The sequence below is a fragment of the Bacillus sp. KH172YL63 genome, assembly GCF_011398925.1.
In the GTDB taxonomy this organism is placed as follows: Bacteria; Bacillota; Bacilli; order Bacillales; family Bacillaceae_B; genus Rossellomorea.
The window spans coordinates 307,713-324,854 of sequence record NZ_AP022842.1 but is presented as its reverse complement, the minus strand read 5'-3'; the positions used below and the strand labels follow the sequence as shown (position 1 = coordinate 324,854).

The 17,142-nt window shown below is 36.8% G+C and carries 10 protein-coding genes; all 10 read right to left on the bottom strand.

Annotation, left to right across the window (positions count from 1 at the left end):
• Positions 1 to 20: 20 nt before the first annotated feature.
• The 10 genes from KH172YL63_RS01695 to KH172YL63_RS01650 all read right to left on the bottom strand — a co-directional run bounded on the left by KH172YL63_RS01695 (position 21) and on the right by KH172YL63_RS01650 (position 17,140).
• Positions 21 to 1,169: a CpaE/TadZ family protein gene (locus KH172YL63_RS01695; RefSeq protein WP_173104488.1), complete on the bottom strand. Its 1,149-nt coding sequence runs from the start codon at positions 1,167 to 1,169 to the stop codon at positions 21 to 23.
• 28 nt (positions 1,170 to 1,197) lie between these two features.
• Positions 1,198 to 1,962 (bottom strand): Flp pilus assembly protein CpaB, encoded by a 765-nt coding sequence (gene cpaB / locus KH172YL63_RS01690; RefSeq protein WP_173104487.1) that lies wholly within the window; start codon positions 1,960 to 1,962, stop codon positions 1,198 to 1,200.
• A 603-nt stretch (positions 1,963 to 2,565) separates the two neighbouring features.
• Positions 2,566 to 3,759, bottom strand: coding sequence for an alanyl-tRNA editing protein (locus KH172YL63_RS01685; protein WP_173104486.1), 1,194 nt, complete (start codon positions 3,757 to 3,759; stop codon positions 2,566 to 2,568).
• Between the two features lie 64 nt (positions 3,760 to 3,823).
• Positions 3,824 to 3,979, bottom strand: coding sequence for a hypothetical protein (locus tag KH172YL63_RS01680; RefSeq protein WP_173104485.1), 156 nt, complete (start codon positions 3,977 to 3,979; stop codon positions 3,824 to 3,826).
• Positions 3,980 to 4,151: 172 nt separating this feature from the next.
• Positions 4,152 to 6,542, bottom strand: a complete 2,391-nt coding sequence (locus KH172YL63_RS01675) for a DUF4084 domain-containing protein (RefSeq protein WP_173104484.1) — start codon at positions 6,540 to 6,542, stop codon at positions 4,152 to 4,154.
• A gap of 700 nt (positions 6,543 to 7,242) precedes the next feature.
• On the bottom strand, positions 7,243 to 10,755 hold the full coding sequence (locus KH172YL63_RS01670) for a UvrD-helicase domain-containing protein (protein WP_173104483.1): 3,513 nt from the start codon (positions 10,753 to 10,755) through the stop codon (positions 7,243 to 7,245).
• A 423-nt stretch (positions 10,756 to 11,178) separates the two neighbouring features.
• Positions 11,179 to 12,192 carry a hypothetical protein gene (locus KH172YL63_RS01665; protein ID WP_173104482.1) on the bottom strand — a complete coding sequence of 338 codons (1,014 nt, stop codon included), beginning with the start codon at positions 12,190 to 12,192 and terminating at the stop codon, positions 11,179 to 11,181.
• 68 nt (positions 12,193 to 12,260) lie between these two features.
• Positions 12,261 to 14,045, bottom strand: a complete 1,785-nt coding sequence (locus tag KH172YL63_RS01660; protein ID WP_173104481.1) for a DUF2357 domain-containing protein — start codon at positions 14,043 to 14,045, stop codon at positions 12,261 to 12,263.
• Positions 14,029 to 16,050, bottom strand: coding sequence for an McrB family protein (locus KH172YL63_RS01655; protein ID WP_173104480.1), 2,022 nt, complete (start codon positions 16,048 to 16,050; stop codon positions 14,029 to 14,031). The genes KH172YL63_RS01660 and KH172YL63_RS01655 overlap by 17 nt, the downstream gene beginning before the upstream one ends.
• Position 16,051: 1 nt before the next feature.
• Positions 16,052 to 17,140 carry a hypothetical protein gene (locus KH172YL63_RS01650; RefSeq protein ID WP_173104479.1) on the bottom strand — a complete coding sequence of 363 codons (1,089 nt, stop codon included), beginning with the start codon at positions 17,138 to 17,140 and terminating at the stop codon, positions 16,052 to 16,054.
• Positions 17,141 to 17,142 lie beyond the last annotated feature (2 nt).

Below are 17,142 nucleotides of genomic sequence, written 5' to 3'. Positions count from 1 at the left end.
ACCTCCCTCTATTCAAATGTTTATTTCAACATGGAAGTAACCCATTTTTGTATATCTTTTGCTGGTGCAACCAATTTCTTCTCTTTAATTTCTTTTCTAAGTGGCTGCCCCTGATTAATGGCTGCCTGGACACCCTTGATATCACGCCTGATTTCCGCTGAGACAGGAAGATCGACAAATCGTTCCAAGTCCTTCTTTGTCAGTTCATTCTCTCTTCCTGACAAATTCACTACCAGCTCCATGTTCTCCAACGTGTGAGGTCCAAGGCGCTTTAACAGATCCTCCACATGTTTCAACACCCGTATGGATGGTGTGTCTAGAGTCATGACGTAATAGATGCGATCTGCTTCTTCTAAAGCCGTGTACGTTTTCACATCCAGGGTCGAAGGAAGATCGATGATGATAAAGTCGTAACAACGTTTGCAGGCCCTCAATAACCTGATAACAAATTCTTCATCGATTTTCTCTGCCATTTCTGCATCTCTTGGGCTGACTAACACCTCGAGTTTTGAAAATGACTCGCTTTCAGAAATATTCTTTATGTGATGCTCATTTAATTCATTCATAACCGGCTGCAAATCGATCAGAGACCGATTGCTCTCTATCCCCAGGTATGTTTCCGATCCTCCATATTGCAGGTTAAAGTCGATATGAATAACCTGTGCCGTCGACTCAAGCTTTAAGGTTTGAGCAAAAGCCGTGCTTAACAGCGTTTTACCTACTCCGCCTTTTCCACTGTAAAAAGAAAAGATCTGACCCTTTCCTCTTTTATAAGTACCAGAAGATACAGCTGTTTCAGTTCGTGATTGATACCGTTGTAAAATATGATTGATTCGTTCTCCAAGTGATTTCTCTTCGTCTGGTAAGATGATGAAATCCTCGGCGCCTGCACGGGTCATTTCTCTAAGCAGTTTAAAATCCTGTTCAGTATGTACATATAGAGAAGCGACGTTTGGGAAGTCCCGATTCAGTTCTTCTATCATAGATTGCGGCGAATCCGTTTCACCTTTATAAAAGATCACGACCCCCGGTTCATACTTTCGCAAATCAGTGCCCCAGGAATCCGCAGGTATGTGTATGACTTCGTAAGTGGTATTTAAACCTCCCATTAACTTTTGACACAATTCATTTTCTTCTCCAATGAGAAAGATCTGATATTCCTTACTCATAAGGTCCCTCCGTTATCGAATTCACTCACTATTGTTGTTTAGGTTTCTCTTCAGGCTTTGTAGGCTTCGACTCTTCTTTAGGTTTTTCTTCTTTTTTAGGTTCTTCTACAGGTTTCTTTTGTTCCTCCGTTTTTGTTTCAGCCGGAGGACTTTCTTCTTCCCCCTCATTTCCATCTGCTTCTTGCTTTCCTACATTTGCTTTAATGACCCTCAAGCTGTCTGCGTAATTTTGCATATGAATAAGTTCCGGAGCTTTGTCGATGGAAACCTCCAATTGGACACCTTTGAATTTATTATCTTTTTTTGCCGTCCTTGCTACTTTAACGTCCTTCATGAAAACAGTCGTTTCTTCTTTCCCGTTAAATCGGTGTGAAACAATGATGTCCACCCGATCTAATGCTTCTAACGGTTCATCAAAGAAAACACGTTCGTTTTGCATGAGGGTAATCAGTCGATTGTGTTCATCAACGACTGATGAAGCCTGTTTCAAAATATTTCTAGTGATGACATCTCCTTCTGATAAGGGAACGACAGACACTTTATTAACAAGTTCATCTACATTTGTAATATGGTAGTCTTTAAGAAATTTCTTTGGGATCTCATCGGTTTTTACATTCTCAGGCGTGATGAGAGAACGGGATGAAATCTCTTTGCTTGCTACAAAGATCTTCACGCTTGTACCCAAGTTTGTATTTAATGCCTGCACTTTCTTTAGTACAAGAAAACCTGCTGTTACTGCTAATAATACGGATAAGACAATAAAAATAATCGCTTTCCTCTTTGACTCAAGCATCCTATGCGTTCCTTCCTTTCCCTTGGCAGATGGGTTTCTGATCGATTCCACCTTAAGACGTTGTGGAAATTGAAATGGCATTCAACCATTTGTTAAATGAAGAATCTTCCCCTCGCTTCACACCTATCTACGAACCAGCAAATCAAACGATTCAAATCCAGCTTAAAATGATTCGTTCGTATGATGTTTGAAGAAAATGGAATTAATTCTATCCTTATTTACCACGAATTTCATGTTTAAAACTTTTTTAAATGAAAATCTTGATACTTTTTTGCTATATAATAATTATCACTGGTGAAGATTGGCGTCAATGAGGGCGGGATTTTGTCGAATTTTGACTGTTATTTTTGAACTAGGTCATGGATTTTCCTGTCGCTGTAAATGGGTCATTTGTATAGTTACAAAAGATTCAGTTCCGGAATTTCAACCCTGGATTTAAATGTAAGAGTGGTAATGATTAGGTGTTTTATTACAAGTATTAAATTTGGTAGGTAATTGGAATCATTTGTGAATGAAGTGTGACCGAGTAGGGCTGATATTCCTTCATGCGCTCATTTTCCAACAAAAAATAGCCACCCGGCCTATGCCGGATGGCTATTTCTGCTATAGTTGGCTTGTCATTGCTTCAAGGAGCGCTTCTTTACTCATGACCGCTTCTCCTCCGCCTTGAATGAAGGATTCCTTTCCGCCGCCTTTTCCATTGATCAATGGAAAGACTTTTTGCGCCACTTCCCTTAAGTTGGCGCCGGGGGCGGATCCCTTGGCAGCCACCAGCTGCAATTTGTCGTCATTATGGACGACGAGCGTCAAGATGACGTCTTCTCTCTTAGAAACAATATGCTGTGCGATTTTTTGAAGCTCCTGGATCGGCCTTTCCGAGTATGCCGCCTGGATCAACATACAGTCCCCCTGAGGGACGGCTTCCCCGATCAGTCCTTCTGCTTCATAGGTTAAGAGGATGTCTTTCAATCCTTCCAAAGCTTTTTCCTGTTCTTTCTGCTTGGTCAGCAGGCGCTCGACGGTCGGAAGCATCGTTTCTTCCGGGGTTTGCAGACGGCCCGTCAGCTCCTTGAGAAGTCCGTGCTTTCGGTGCAGCCGGCCGAGTACACGGTCCCCGCAGATAAACTGCAGCCGGATATGTCCCTTATGCTTCTCCCAGTCAAGGATCTTGATCGCCCCGACTTCACTCGTCAAACGGGGATGCGTTCCCCCACACCCGTTATAGTCAAAGTCCGGGATGATGACGAGGCGGATCGGACCGGTGACGGATGGTTGCTTTCGGAGGGGATAGTCGGATAACTCCGCTTCCGTTATCCATTTCGTCTCGATCGGATGCGCTTCCTGAATGACCGAGTTGGCCAACCTTTCTGCTTTCATCGCTTCCTCTTCAGTGAGGTCACTGATCTGTAAGTCGATCGTCAAAGTGTCCTGTCCCAAATGAAAGCTGATCGTTTCATACTGGAGTGCTTCTTCAAAGGCTGCGGACAGGATATGCTGTCCGGCATGCTGCTGCATATGGTCGAATCGGCGCTCCCAGTCGATCCTTCCTTCGACGACTTCTGAAAGATCTTCAAATCGGTCTTCTATGTAATGACGGATCTCCCCGTCCACTTCCTCTACTCCTATGACTCTTTTGTCATTCAGTAATCCTCTATCATAGGGCTGGCCGCCTCCTGTCGGATAAAAGCATGTCTCCTCCAATAGAACGTACCAGCCCGATTCATCCTCCCCCTGATCTTTGATCGAGGTCTGGAAGGTCTTCATATAGGAATCTTGGTAATAAAGTTTAGCTGTCATCGGTAACCCTCTTTCTGAACTGTTCTCCCTATCACTTTATCATAGAGTAATGGGATAGAACCATTCAGTCCTGCACGTACTTCCCTTCTGTACAAATCGGTACCGTTCCCACCTGTTCCCACGGGATCTCCCATCTACGCTCGAATTCTGCTTTCGCCAATTCGTCCCCTTCAATGATTCTTTCCACTAGCTTCCTTAACCTCATCGTTGTGTAGTTCATGTGATCACCTGCTGTTATTTTGTATTGTCATTCGTTTTACGTGTAAGCATACGTAAATCTATGTCTTTTGGATGTGTTTTATACAATACTTTTTTCCTATTTATGTAGAAGATAAACTTTTCAACTCTCTGTTATGCAAAAAAGAGACCACCCCCAAGGGAATGATCTCTTCTTATGGATTGATCAGAAATGTCGTTGAAACGATGCCGGTGATTTCGGAAGCAGGTAGTGGTTTACTGAGGAAATACCCTTGAATCTGGTCACAGCCGCTTTCCTTTAATAGTTTATATTGCTTCTCATTTTCCACGCCTTCTGCGATCACCGTCAAATTCAGATTACTGGCCAACGTCAAAATCGTGGAGACGATTGCTGCATTGCTTTCGTCGTTTTCAATATCATCAATGAATGTTTTGTCGATCTTCAGAATATCGATCGGAAGATTTTTAATATGACTTAAAGAAGAATACCCAGATCCAAAGTCATCCACCGATATTTTGAAGCCGAGTTGTCTTAACTGCTCTAATTTCACGACGACTAAATGAAGATCTTTCATCGTGCTTTCGGTAATTTCAAGCTCAATATATGTCGGATCGACGTTTGCTTCTTCTACGATCCGCTCTACTTTTCCGACAAAATCTTTCTGCAGAAATTGAATCGTTGACACATTCACCGAAACCGACAAATCATCCAAGCCTGCGTCATGCCACTTCTTCAACTGCACACAAGCTTCGTAGAGGATCCAATCCCCGAGCTTCACAATCAGCCCCGTTTCTTCCGCCAGTGGAATGAATGTAGCAGGGGAGATGAATCCATATTTGCTATGATTCCACCTTAACAGGGCCTCAACGCCAATGATTTGATTGGCGCGCAAATCGAGCTTCGGTTGGTAGACTGCGCTCAGTTCGTTCAGCTCAATCGCCCTTCTCAGCCCGTTTTCTAGGTTCACCCGCAGTGTAATATGTTCATCCATGCTGGCATTAAAGAACTGGTATCCATTTTCGCCAAGTTCCTTTGCACTATACATGGCGATATCCGCCCTTTTGATTAATGTATCCACATCGTTTCCATGGTCGGGGTAAAGGGTGATGCCGATACTTGACGTGATAAATAACTCGTTGCCGTTGATCCCGATCGGATTCTCCAGCTCTTTCACGATAAGATCCGCTATGCAGCCCGCTTCTTCTTTCGACGTGTTCATTAATAAGATCATAAACTCGTCCCCGCCCTGGCGTGAAACGATATTATCTTCCCCGACGATCTTCTTCAGGATATCGGCAACTGCAATCAACAATAAATCCCCGATATGGTGACCCAAAGTATCGTTGATAAATTTAAACCGGTCGAGATCGATGAACAGAACAGCCATCCTTTCCCCTGGAGACGATTCCCCGATCGCCCGCTCCACGGCCTCCTCGAAATAACGCCTGTTCGTCAAAGAGGTAAGGCTGTCGTGATAGGCGATATACTCCACCTTCTCCATCGAATCTTCCAATTCCTGATTTTTCAGGTAAAGCTCCCTCGTTCGTTCTGCGACTTTCCTTTCAAGCTTCTTATTCAATTCCTGTGTCTCTATCAGCAGCTCACTATTCTGAATAACCGTGAACACTTGCCTGATAATAATCAATAAGGTCGAGATGATCGAGCCGATGACGATGCTGTTAAACTCCAACACCCCTTGAAAAATCATGAACGTGAAAATGATCATCACGCTCAGATAAGGAAGGATCAGCCTCAACGTCAACCTGTTCAAAATTCCACCTGAATACTTCAGGCTTACCTCTCCCACATTCGAATCCCGTTTCACATTCTGGTGATCATACAAGCTCCCGAGGCCAAACAACAATATCGACAACGCCCATAGGGGATCACTCACATTATCGGTCATATATTTATCATTGATCGTTAAGTACAAATTGTTCATAATCGCAATCAATAAAATCGTGAACCCCGTCAAATTGGTGAAAAGCACCTTCCTCGGAAACACGGGCACGTTCGAATAATACAGACTCAACACCGCAAACAGCAATACAAGGATCCCCACCGGATAACACACATACAAAATGGTTTGAAACAGCCCCACGTTCAACATCGAACTGAAAATCGGCTCAATCACAAAATGCAGACTGATCGAGGTTGCAACCACCATCACAATCACAATATCAAACACATACTGAATCGTTTTCGACGTATCCTTCTTTAACGAAAAAACAAAAATCAACGCAAAGATAAATGAAAAGATGCTCAAATACCAAAGAGCATCAGAATAAACGGAAATCGTACCAATATGATGAACCGCTAAATTATATCTAAAAATGACCGTACCGGCCGCATAGCTAAAAGTAGCAACCGAAGTCAACAACCAATAATACTTCAGCTTCTCTTCCCTCTGCACATAAAATTGCCTCAGCAGCATGACCCCGGAAAAAAGCGGGGCAATGACCTGAAACGCACTCCCGATATACACCATCAACTCTCTATTTCCCTGAAACAACCCAATCAATAGATAGTAAGAAAGGATATACACCATCATAAAAATAATAAACGCTCTCGTCTTACGATTCATGTCTGCCACCCTGTAGGATCCGTCTTCTTTCACTGACTCATACTTACCCCATATACTACTACATCCATTAACATATATATACAAGTTTTTACTGTGAATGTGCTATAAGGTAAATACCCTCTTATGTATGTAGCATCTCATAGTGGAGTGGATCTCGCTACTTTTGGGATTGGGGTGAATGAAAAAAGACTACTTCCTTGGGTTGGGAAGTAGTCTTTAGGGGAGGTATTTAATTATCGAACTGCTTCACAGGTGTGAAACGGTTGGCAGATTACATCATGCCGCCCCTAAGGTGCGAGTGTGCAATATCTTACACTGAGTATGCAAATAGTGCGCTATATTAAGGTTTTGTTAATTTCTTTCTGTAACATCTTTAACGAGATTTTATCGTTATTCACTGGATTGCGTTAGCAAAATGTTAGCAAATAATTAATCGAAGAAAGAGTACTAAATCCTTTTTAATATCTAACGTTTTTAGCAATTCTTTCTTTTCTTCAAAAACTTTGTTAGGAAATAAAATATGAGGCAGTGTTCTTGGTGCTGAACCTTTTACATACATATAACCATCTTGTGAAACTTCTACAATAATTGATTGACTAACTAATAGGCATAAGTTTCGTTTTTTAATTTTCATAATATTCATTCATATTAAACTTTGGCTTCAGCATTAAAATATTCAATCTATTTTAACCTGTTTAATTTATTTATATTTCTTATCCAACAAAATTTTGTTTATATTTTCACCTTCTTTATTAGTAAATAAATTAGAATGTAAAAAACCATGTTGATCTTCTAAGGTTAAGTTATTATCATTCAAAACATCATATATTTTAAAATATTGTTCAATCTCCATACGATTCTTTTCATCTAATAGAGGATACTCTAGAGCATTTAAAAACATACCTTCCTGCTTAACAACTACTGAGTACCATAACAACTTAATCATATCGTCAACATTAAGAAGTGGCTCAAATATCACCCAGTCTTGAAAAAGCTTTGTTAACGTTTCTTTTATAGGATCTGTAATATTACATTCTGTATATAACTGTAGCAAATCAAGGATAATCTCTTTATCATTTAATTCAACTATTGGTTCGATTTCCCACTCTAATATAGTATTCTTCACATCAAATCCATCATTTAATAAAAGATTTGCGATTTTAATAGAACTTTCCAAAATACTTTTAACATGTTCATAAGAACCATCAAATTTTGCAAACAACAACTCCGTTAAATTTATTAGCTGACTAGATACATCCTCAGAAATCCCATTAAGGTTTTTTTCTATATATTCAAGAATCAAACTAACTGCTGAGTCATTTGACACACGAATAAAATCATCTATTAATTCTAAATAGGTTATCCAATTCTCGTTCTTAAGGTGATCTGATACATATGTCAGGAAATTTTTTAATTCATCCATCGTAGCATGATGAAGTAAATAAGAGTTATATATACTATTGTAACTCTTATTTTTATACTCCTCTAATTCCGCTTCTAAACTATTCACTCTCTTTCGCATGCTAATAATTTCTTCATTATTATCATTCTTCAATCGGTCTAAAAGACTTTCTATTTCTGATACGATTTTCGATGAATCATTAGAATCATTTAAGGAAATGTTGTTTTGTAGTTTTATATTTCGCGTTGAATCATCTTTTTTATTCTCTAATCTGATGTTTTGAGCACGTTCTGGTTCAAGTATCTCTAATATAGGGAGAGCTAGCTCGTTCTCATAACAGATGACCACTTTATGCAGCGCTCTCGTTACCCCTACATACACTAGTTTTCTAGATAGATCTGTGTCTCGATATTTATTCATCGATGCATCTGTTAAAATAACTGCGTCATACTCAATTCCTTTAGATAAATACAGGGGGGTGATGATAACACCTCCATCGTATTCATCTGATGGGTTAATCAAAAGACTTAAATCGATCCCTTCTTGAAGAAGCTTCTTGTATAATACCTGTGCTTCTTGTTGGTCTCGTGTAATTAAAGCAATATTTTTAAATTCGTCATTCTGGAAGCTTTTAATCTCCATTTTCAAATGCGACATTTGTTCATCATAATCATTAAACCTTTTAAAAATAGGATTATCTCCATCACGGCCAACCGGCTCAGAAAGTGTGTAGCGCCTATTCGCAAAAGGTCTAATGACATCGTTTGCGAATCGAACAATTTGAATTGTAGAGCGATAAATCGTGGACAATTCTATATATTTATATTCATTGCTTTGATAATTTAAACTCTTGGCAACATCTCCCCAGCTTTCAATCCCCCTATAAGAATAGATACTTTGCCCCAAATCTCCTAACATCATGATTCGGCCTTTGACGGTATAATCTTTCATTAAGGCTAATTGATAAGGACTATAATCCTGTACCTCATCTAAAATGAGATAATTGAATTTTTCTTTCGTCATTACAAGAGGATTCCCCTTACTATTAGCACCTGTATAGCCATGGAGTGACTGCTGAATGGTTAATAGAGCAGCTAAATCATCATTCGTTACGACTCTTTTATCCTTTTGACTTTCGTTTACAGATATTAGTTTCAGTAACAACTCTTCATTTACTTGCAGATTCCTCTTAAGGTATTGCTCATTTGTGGTTAGCCAATTATACACTTCAAAAGCGTTAGGTATATGCCAACTCTTTTCAAAATCTTGTACTTTCTTGTTCAATTTCGCTACAATTTTTTTACTTATGTGTAGTTCCGGTCTTTTCTCTTCCCATTCAAGCACGCGTACAAAATTATTTGCTTCGTGTTTCAGAATTTGTATAATACGCTCTTTAACCTGGCTTATTGAACTTCTTTTACGATATTGTTCAAACAGTTCTTTAATTCGTTTCAATGAAAATTTAAAACTACCATAAGGTGTATGTAAGAATAACCCTTGGGTAGGTATAAAAATGTGTGAACCATGCTGCATGAAATTTTCAATGAAACTTTTAAAGCCAATTGACCCCTTCAATTTACTGACTTTATATAAATCTGGTCGATCCAGGTTAGTCTCATAATCTATTTGATATTTACTTTCTTTAAAAGGTAACCTTTCTTTCACAAAGCTATCAAATGTAGCTTGTTTGATGTGGCTGATATCCAGATGTGGCAAAGCCTCTTGTATGTAATTAAGGAACATTTGATTTGGACCCATAATCATCACTTTATGCTCTTCCAGCCTATCTTTATATTCATAAAGTAAATACGAAAGTCGATGGAGTGCAATCATGGTTTTACCACTACCAGCTGATCCTTGAACAATAATTGGCTCTGAGATTCCTAGACGAACAACTGTATCTTGCTCGGCCTGGATGGTTTCCCAAATCTGATTTAATTTTTCTTTCGCTTTATCATTCAGGCGTTTCATAAGAATAAGATCGGTATATCCTTTTTCGACATCCCACTCTTTATCAAAGATATCCTGAATTCGTCCATTTTCATTCTCAATCTGTCTAATAAGGGTTACTTCAATTTCACCTAAAGTCGGATGATTGATTTTCCCTAACTTCCCCTGGGCGAATAGCCCCCCATAATGTGATTGTGGGGGGTAAAATCGATCATCTTCCATTCCTTTAGAACCAATATATACAGATTCAAGCTTGCCGTGATTGTTCATATAATCCACTCTAGCATAATATGGTTTCTTCTTTTGTTTAATAATTCCATCAATTTGTTTAACAAAAACCTTAGATAAAATATCATTGGCATACTTGTTTGCTCCACCTAAGTCGTCAGTTTTAAGTTTTTGCTTTTTGATATCAATAAGTTCATCAATAAGCTCAATCGTATCTTTATAATACTGATGTTCAAAATCATGTAGTTTAGGGTAGGCTAAATACTCTAAATGGACATGTTTAGTATCAGCACCTTTTTCAAATGTAAAAATAGTTTTCTTTTTTCTTTTTAAGATATCCTTATTAAATTTAGCAATCATGGTTAATATCGATTTATGGCTATCGTTAAATGCTATATCATATGGAGAAAGATTATATTTGTTTTTCAAATAAGGATCTGCACCATTTTTTAATAACAAATGAGCGATATCTTCTTGTTGGTATTTAATTGCATGAGTTAACAAACTAGAACCATTGTCATCTGTTAAGTTAGGATCCATACCTTTTTCTAATTTTTTCTTGATTGCGTTAGCATTACCTTGTTCAATCAATTTTTTCACATCATTTATCTTTATACCTAAGATTACCCCCAACAAATCCACCTCTAATACCTATAAATTTATAATTATACCAATTTTACCTTAAATAGAAATATTAGTAAAAATTTTTAGGTTCTTCTAAACAACAAGGTTAGGGGTAATAAACTTTAGGGAGCTTGTAACTTTTAATTTATATAATTATCTAAATATTTTAAATATCATCAATAAATCAGATTCCATCATCCTCTTAAAATTAATCAACAAAAAATCCCTCCAGACCATAATAGTTCAGAGGGATTTTTTAGGGAGCAGATATCATCATGCCGTCCCTAAGGTGAGAGTGTGCAATATCTTTCATCCTGTGTGCTAATAGTGCGTTATATCAAGGTTTTGCTGTCGAGGTACCCGACCTTTTTTATGTTTCAAGCGTTGAGGAATTTACACAAAGTATTTTTACGATATATCCGATATTAGCTGTTAACTACTTTGATATATATATCTCCTTCCTCTACTTCTTTTTGTTAAATTTTCAATATCCGATAAATATCCTATCGCTTTATTAGTAGTCCTATAACCATTTAAATTGCCATAAACACACCTAACGCCACTTATAACCCCCAAGCCTAGAACTTCTGTTATAAAGTCTAAATATGGTGCCTCACCACTAATCAACTGGTATATCCCAAAAGCAGATCCTGCCCCTACAGTGAATTGACTGGCTAACTTACTCTTATATTGCTTTTTTGCATCAAATAAATTCTTCTTTAGATTTAACATTTCATTATCAGAAAAAATATTTTCAGTTAAATTATTCATATCCTTTATTGCATTATGAAGTTCAGTTAAATTACGGCTATTTTCCGGATTGTTTCTAAATTCAATAATTTCTTCTATACTTATTTCCTCTATGTTTCTTGGTAAAAAAATTTCTATTTCATTAGATAATGTCAGCACTCTGTTATCTCTATTAATTTCTTTATTAACATTCCGATTCATACTTAAAAAATCCACTGGCATTTTTTTATCTGTGATAGTAGGAATATTTCGATTGCCAGCAATAATATTTGCTAATAAAGTCATATACTGAGATGCCAAATCAGGATTTACATTTAACCCATTTTCCGTTTTCATAGCCCACTCTTTTTCAAGCAACATTTCTTGTAACTTATAAGACATCTTCCCGTAGTATATTTCCCAGTCATTATTGCTTCTATTGCGCCATTTTTTTTGAGGATTTTCGTAAAGTGGATTCATAGAAATTCTTGATACGAACTCACCTAATCCATATGCAGCTGTTTCTACCTCAGACTCTCTAGGAGAATGACTAGAAAAAAGATTTGTTTCCCTTAATACCATTTCATGCATATACGTGTGATTAATGCTTGCTTCATTAGGGGTAATAGTTACAACTTCACCCAAGTAAAGCAAAGCAAACTTTAACCACTTTTCATCATCAATATAGAAACTAGGATAATATAATGCCTCTTTCAAATAGTTCATCTCCTTATAAAAAATAAAAAAACTCTTTTAATCTACTCTTGCATTGTCATATTAAAATCTTACTCTTCTAACAGAATAACTCCCGCATCTTCAGCATCCAACACCAATTCATCCACAAGCCCTTGAATCATCTTACCAATTTCCTTAAAATCAGTTTCAGGTGTTAAAGGTACCAAACTGATGCTCTTATCATCCAAATATTCAACTTCTGTCTTTCCCCACTTATCTGGATAAAGAACTAAAACCCGGTGCACCGGCCGAATTCGTTCCCACCGTTTTTTGTTATATATATAGGGTGACCGAACATGATCTGCGTAACTAGTAAGCTGGTACTTAGAGTCCATTAAAACGTGTTTTTTACGGTATTTAGAATCCATTATGATACTTCCAATAAATATTTCTCGAATATATACATCTATGCGAATATCAGGAGTATTATTCTCACCGGTTGTATAAATTGGATTTTGTTTATGATCGGTCTGAGAAGGTTCTTTAGGAATCTCCCTATCATAAACAATCCTCAGTTTTAAGTCTCCCTTTTGTAGTTCAAAGCTAGCACCCTTAGGAATGGTCGGTATAACCATTAAATCTTTTAAGCCTTCTTCACTTCCATTGAGCAACCACTTGGGCACGTTACCAAACGTAAAGTGATAGGCTTTAAAGATATTTAGAACCTTAAAGAAGCTCCAAATCTCATATAATTGATCCGTCCTCTTCCAATGAAAACTCCATCCAGGGTGCAAAGATAAATCAACTTCTTCGAAAGACAAGTGCTGATGGATTTTGTAAATCTTGTTATACCTGATATCAATAAACATTTTATTTGTGACAACTAAAGCTGCTCTATCTGAAACTTCTTGATACCAAGGACTGATCCTTAACTGATTCAGAGCTGCTTTCATTTGAGTCGCTCGTGTTCTGAAGCTATCCAATTCGATTAATAAATCTTTCCTCCTCCCTTTTGATGTATATGAAGAAAAGATCTCATTGTCACCATTAAACTTCTCTAAGTTGTAATCAATTTGTTGGATAAAATCAACAAGTACACTAATCCACTTGTTAATAATTTGCTTTAACAGCCTGTTTTCAGGCAGATCATAATCTACTATATTCTTTCTTGTTTTTAAGTAGTTTGTTGATTCGGGATGCTTTAATCGATAATGGATTGATACAGGATCGACATGAGAGGGCTTCTCAACAGGCTGAAGTATGTACTCTTTTTTCAAAGAAGAACGCACTCTTTTAGTTAAGTCAGCAATAATCGTAGAGATATCCCCAAAATAATGATCCAGTGTTTTAAATTGTTGGAACAATGACATATCGAGGTTTAACTCTTCCAAACCTTGAAAAACACTTTGTTTTCTTACTACGTCAAGAGCCAACCCCTTCAGTTGATTTTCAACTTCTATGCGCATTGATTGGAGCTGATCATCTGTTAGTCTACTAGATATAACCTTAATAAAAGAAAAAAATTTTTCCTCCTGTATTGTGACAGTCAAACAGTAGATTCCTGGAATATAAGGATAATATTCAGTTACAGCTTTATGCTTATATAGTGTAAGGGATCCCGGACTAATATAAGGGAAGTTCTTCTCATCAAATTTCAATTTCTCATCATTTAAGATATCAAATCCATCCATAGCACATCTTGCATTTTCCAGTTTACTGTTAAACGATAATTCGAGGTTAATATTCTCACGGACAATAGTGTATGAATGTAGATTATCATCCCAGTCCTGAACTTCTTTGACAAAATGTCTCACTGGGACTCTTTCCTGTTCGCCTTCCTTAAATGTATGTGTAAATTCTATTGAGAAATCCAAGTTGCTAGAACGTGTAACCATTCAACTTCAACTCTTTCGCTTTTTGTTCAATTGTCTTTATACTTTGTGAAAATGCTGAAATAGTGTTATATTTTTCCAATAAAGAAATTAACTGACTTTCAATTACATCTCCCTCTTTAGTATATACACCAAGTAAACTTCTTAATTGTTCCTCGGAACCTCTAACCTTAGTCAATATACGTTGAACAAATTGAAGATCCATTCCTTCTTCTCTTGAAACATATTCTTGTATTGGAAGGTTGGCAAGGTAATGGTCGATTTGTTTAACAATTCTAGGACCTACTCCAACTTGACGATTTACTAGCTGAAGAGCTTGATGGACCTCCCATAGCAAATCTAACTCTTCATCTGATAATGTTACTAATCTATTTTCACTTTTAAAAGATTTGTAAGTTTCAAAATCAACTTCTTCTTTACGTCCTGCAATATGTTTCTTCTTTTCTGGTAGAGCCTTTAGCTGATTAAATGGCATTACTTCAAGAGATAAAACATTTGCTCTATCTAACACTTTATCTGAAAAATGATACGTTGACTCGTCAACATTTACTGTACCAACAAACAAAACATTATCTTGTATTGATATAGTAGGTGGATATTGAGCTGAGTTGTAAAGTCTGCTTTCAAGATCATCATTATATAGCCTTAAAACTCTCTTACCTGGCTCCATTTCTAATATAGATAAAAATTGTGAAAAGTAGTGTTCTACTCTTGCCAAATTCATTTCATCGAAACATATAACAAACAATTTGTCTTGTTGACTTTCAGCCTTCTTCAAAGCATTAATAAGGCCTGAGTCTCCGGGACGGTATACCATATGCATCGTGTCTGCGTATCCAATTAGGTCTGAATCGGATGTCCAAGAAGGACTTACTGGAATGACGGTATGCTGGTCCCCCTTTAACCCTAAAGAAGAACTATATAAATCAACTAATTTGCTCTTACCAGTCCCACTCATACCAGATAGAATTACCAGAGAAGAAGACTTCATTGAAGTGTGAAAATTAATAAGGTCTTCTAAATGGTAAGATAGACCAGAATCTTGTGTATTTGCATAAAATAACTCAAGAAATTCTCTTTCTCCTTCTTTGACCAACGGAGGTGTGCTCGATAACATTTCAGATTTCACTTCTTGAGCAGTAGCCGCTACTTCTTTTTCACTTTTAAGTAGGTCATTAATATCTTCCTTATTCTTAATAACAGAAGTTACAACTTCTTCTTGAAAGTTGTTTTCTCTTCGTGGAGAAAAAGATATCGGAAGCGCATTTTCCATTTCTACTGTAATTTCCTGGTAAACTGAAAGAGGGACATATACTAACTCTTCAATATTGTTACAAAAATAGCATTCATCCATCCATTCTTGTTTGAATTTGATCTCTTTCAAATCTTCTCTTAACTCAAAACTGAAGCCTCCATAGGCATACTGGTGTTTATCGAATTCCCCAAATACTTTATACTGTTCATCCTCTTCAAGGTCTTCCCTCCATAAAACTAAGGAAGGAGTATCATTAGTCTCATGGGATATATTCTCAATTCTCCCGACAAATTTTTTATTAGCAAGACGATAAACAAATTCATCAAGATCTATACTATGAGAATTCTTATTAAAAATAGGGACAGGAATTAAGCGTAATTCTTGATTAAAACTAGGGAGCTTAGGTAAAACCCTTACATCCTTCGCATTAAACACTTCTTCATGAGTATATTTAGTTCTGCGTTCGACTTTAAATACCAGCAGACGATCATCTAACCATTCCCTCAATCTTTCTTTACGAAAATATTCATCCTCCTGATAATCATCTTCAAAACCCCACTGCTCAAGGTCTGAATAAAACGACGTAACAGTTTTTACGTTAGGAAAGCTCTCAGATGGTTGAGAAATAATCCTAACCAAAAACTGAAGACTATTTTGTTTATTAATAAAGATCGAATCTCTGTATGGAATTTCATCTAGGCTCGGAACATCTAAAACCCCTATTAAATCATTCTCCCATATTTTTGTGCTCATCTTATATTCTTCCTTTCTCTAAGAAATTTCTTAATGTTGTAAAGTCTTTAAAACTTCTAACTTTATCTTTATATTTTTTCATTATCCTTCTTTTCATTTGTGGTGAAACAAGATATTCTAAAATCCAAATCTCATCAAAATTGTTTGAATCTATCTTTTCTATTGCTCCATTAGGCTCATGAACACAAAGTTTTGGATTGTTTGATGATTTTATTATTTTATTTTTTGGATCACCAATCATTAACACCTGAGTGATTCCATTATTTTCAACTTCATATTTTTCAGATACAGTCGTAGCTAAAGCTACTTCTTTATGAGAATTAAGCATCTGGGCATGCAAATGAGCTTTTTCAGCTTTAAGTTCCTTGATTTCTTCTTGTAGTTTCCTGTTCTCCATTCTTAATGACTCAAACTCTCCTATTTGTTTTTCTAAATCTGATTTTTCTTTTCCCATCTCATGTTGTAACTGTGCCTTCTCTTTTATCCAAAGTTGTTTTTCTTCCTTGTATTCCTTCTTCAGGTTAATGTATTTCTGTTCCCATTCATTATTCTGTTTTTGAAGTTTTTGATTCTTTAATTCAACTTTCTCAAACTTTTTCTCTAAATCACTATTAACGCTTTTATTTTCTTTATTGGGATCTTCTTCAGACCCACCTACTGAATCTTCATTTAAGGTAAGCTCTTCCAATGACTTCACTTTATTTTCATTTAAAATTTCTGATATGAATTTTTCAGCGGTCTGATGATGTTTTTCCTCTTCACTTGAAATGAGTCCACCTAAAAGAATGTGTAACTCCTTCCCGTTTGAATAAGATTCTATCAGTTCTTCTAAAGTTAAATCTCTTATACTTTTTTCTGTTTTATCCTCTTCGTCACTGTCGCTTTTTGCCATCACATTATAAAATCCTTTTATCAACTTTAGGTTCTTAACTTTCAAAGCCTCAGTGATTGCCATCTTCCTAACAACTTTAATATTATCTTTGTTTATATTTCTAAATCCCTTCACTTTCAAATCCCATATTCCAATCATTTCAACTAATTCTTCATCTGATAGTGAACTAAATACCTCTTTCCATTTCTCTCTTTCCATTT

Coding starts and splice junctions, on each gene's coding strand:
- KH172YL63_RS01695 (WP_173104488.1), bottom strand. CDS start 1,169: ATGAGTAAGGAATATCAGATCTTTCTCATTGGAGAAGAAAATGAATTG.
- cpaB (WP_173104487.1), bottom strand. CDS start 1,962: ATGCTTGAGTCAAAGAGGAAAGCGATTATTTTTATTGTCTTATCCGTA.
- KH172YL63_RS01685 (WP_173104486.1), bottom strand. CDS start 3,759: ATGACAGCTAAACTTTATTACCAAGATTCCTATATGAAGACCTTCCAG.
- KH172YL63_RS01680 (WP_173104485.1), bottom strand. CDS start 3,979: ATGAACTACACAACGATGAGGTTAAGGAAGCTAGTGGAAAGAATCATT.
- KH172YL63_RS01675 (WP_173104484.1), bottom strand. CDS start 6,542: ATGAATCGTAAGACGAGAGCGTTTATTATTTTTATGATGGTGTATATC.
- KH172YL63_RS01660 (WP_173104481.1), bottom strand. CDS start 14,045: ATGGTTACACGTTCTAGCAACTTGGATTTCTCAATAGAATTTACACAT.
- KH172YL63_RS01655 (WP_173104480.1), bottom strand. CDS start 16,050: ATGAGCACAAAAATATGGGAGAATGATTTAATAGGGGTTTTAGATGTT.
- KH172YL63_RS01650 (WP_173104479.1), bottom strand. CDS start 17,140: ATGGAAAGAGAGAAATGGAAAGAGGTATTTAGTTCACTATCAGATGAA.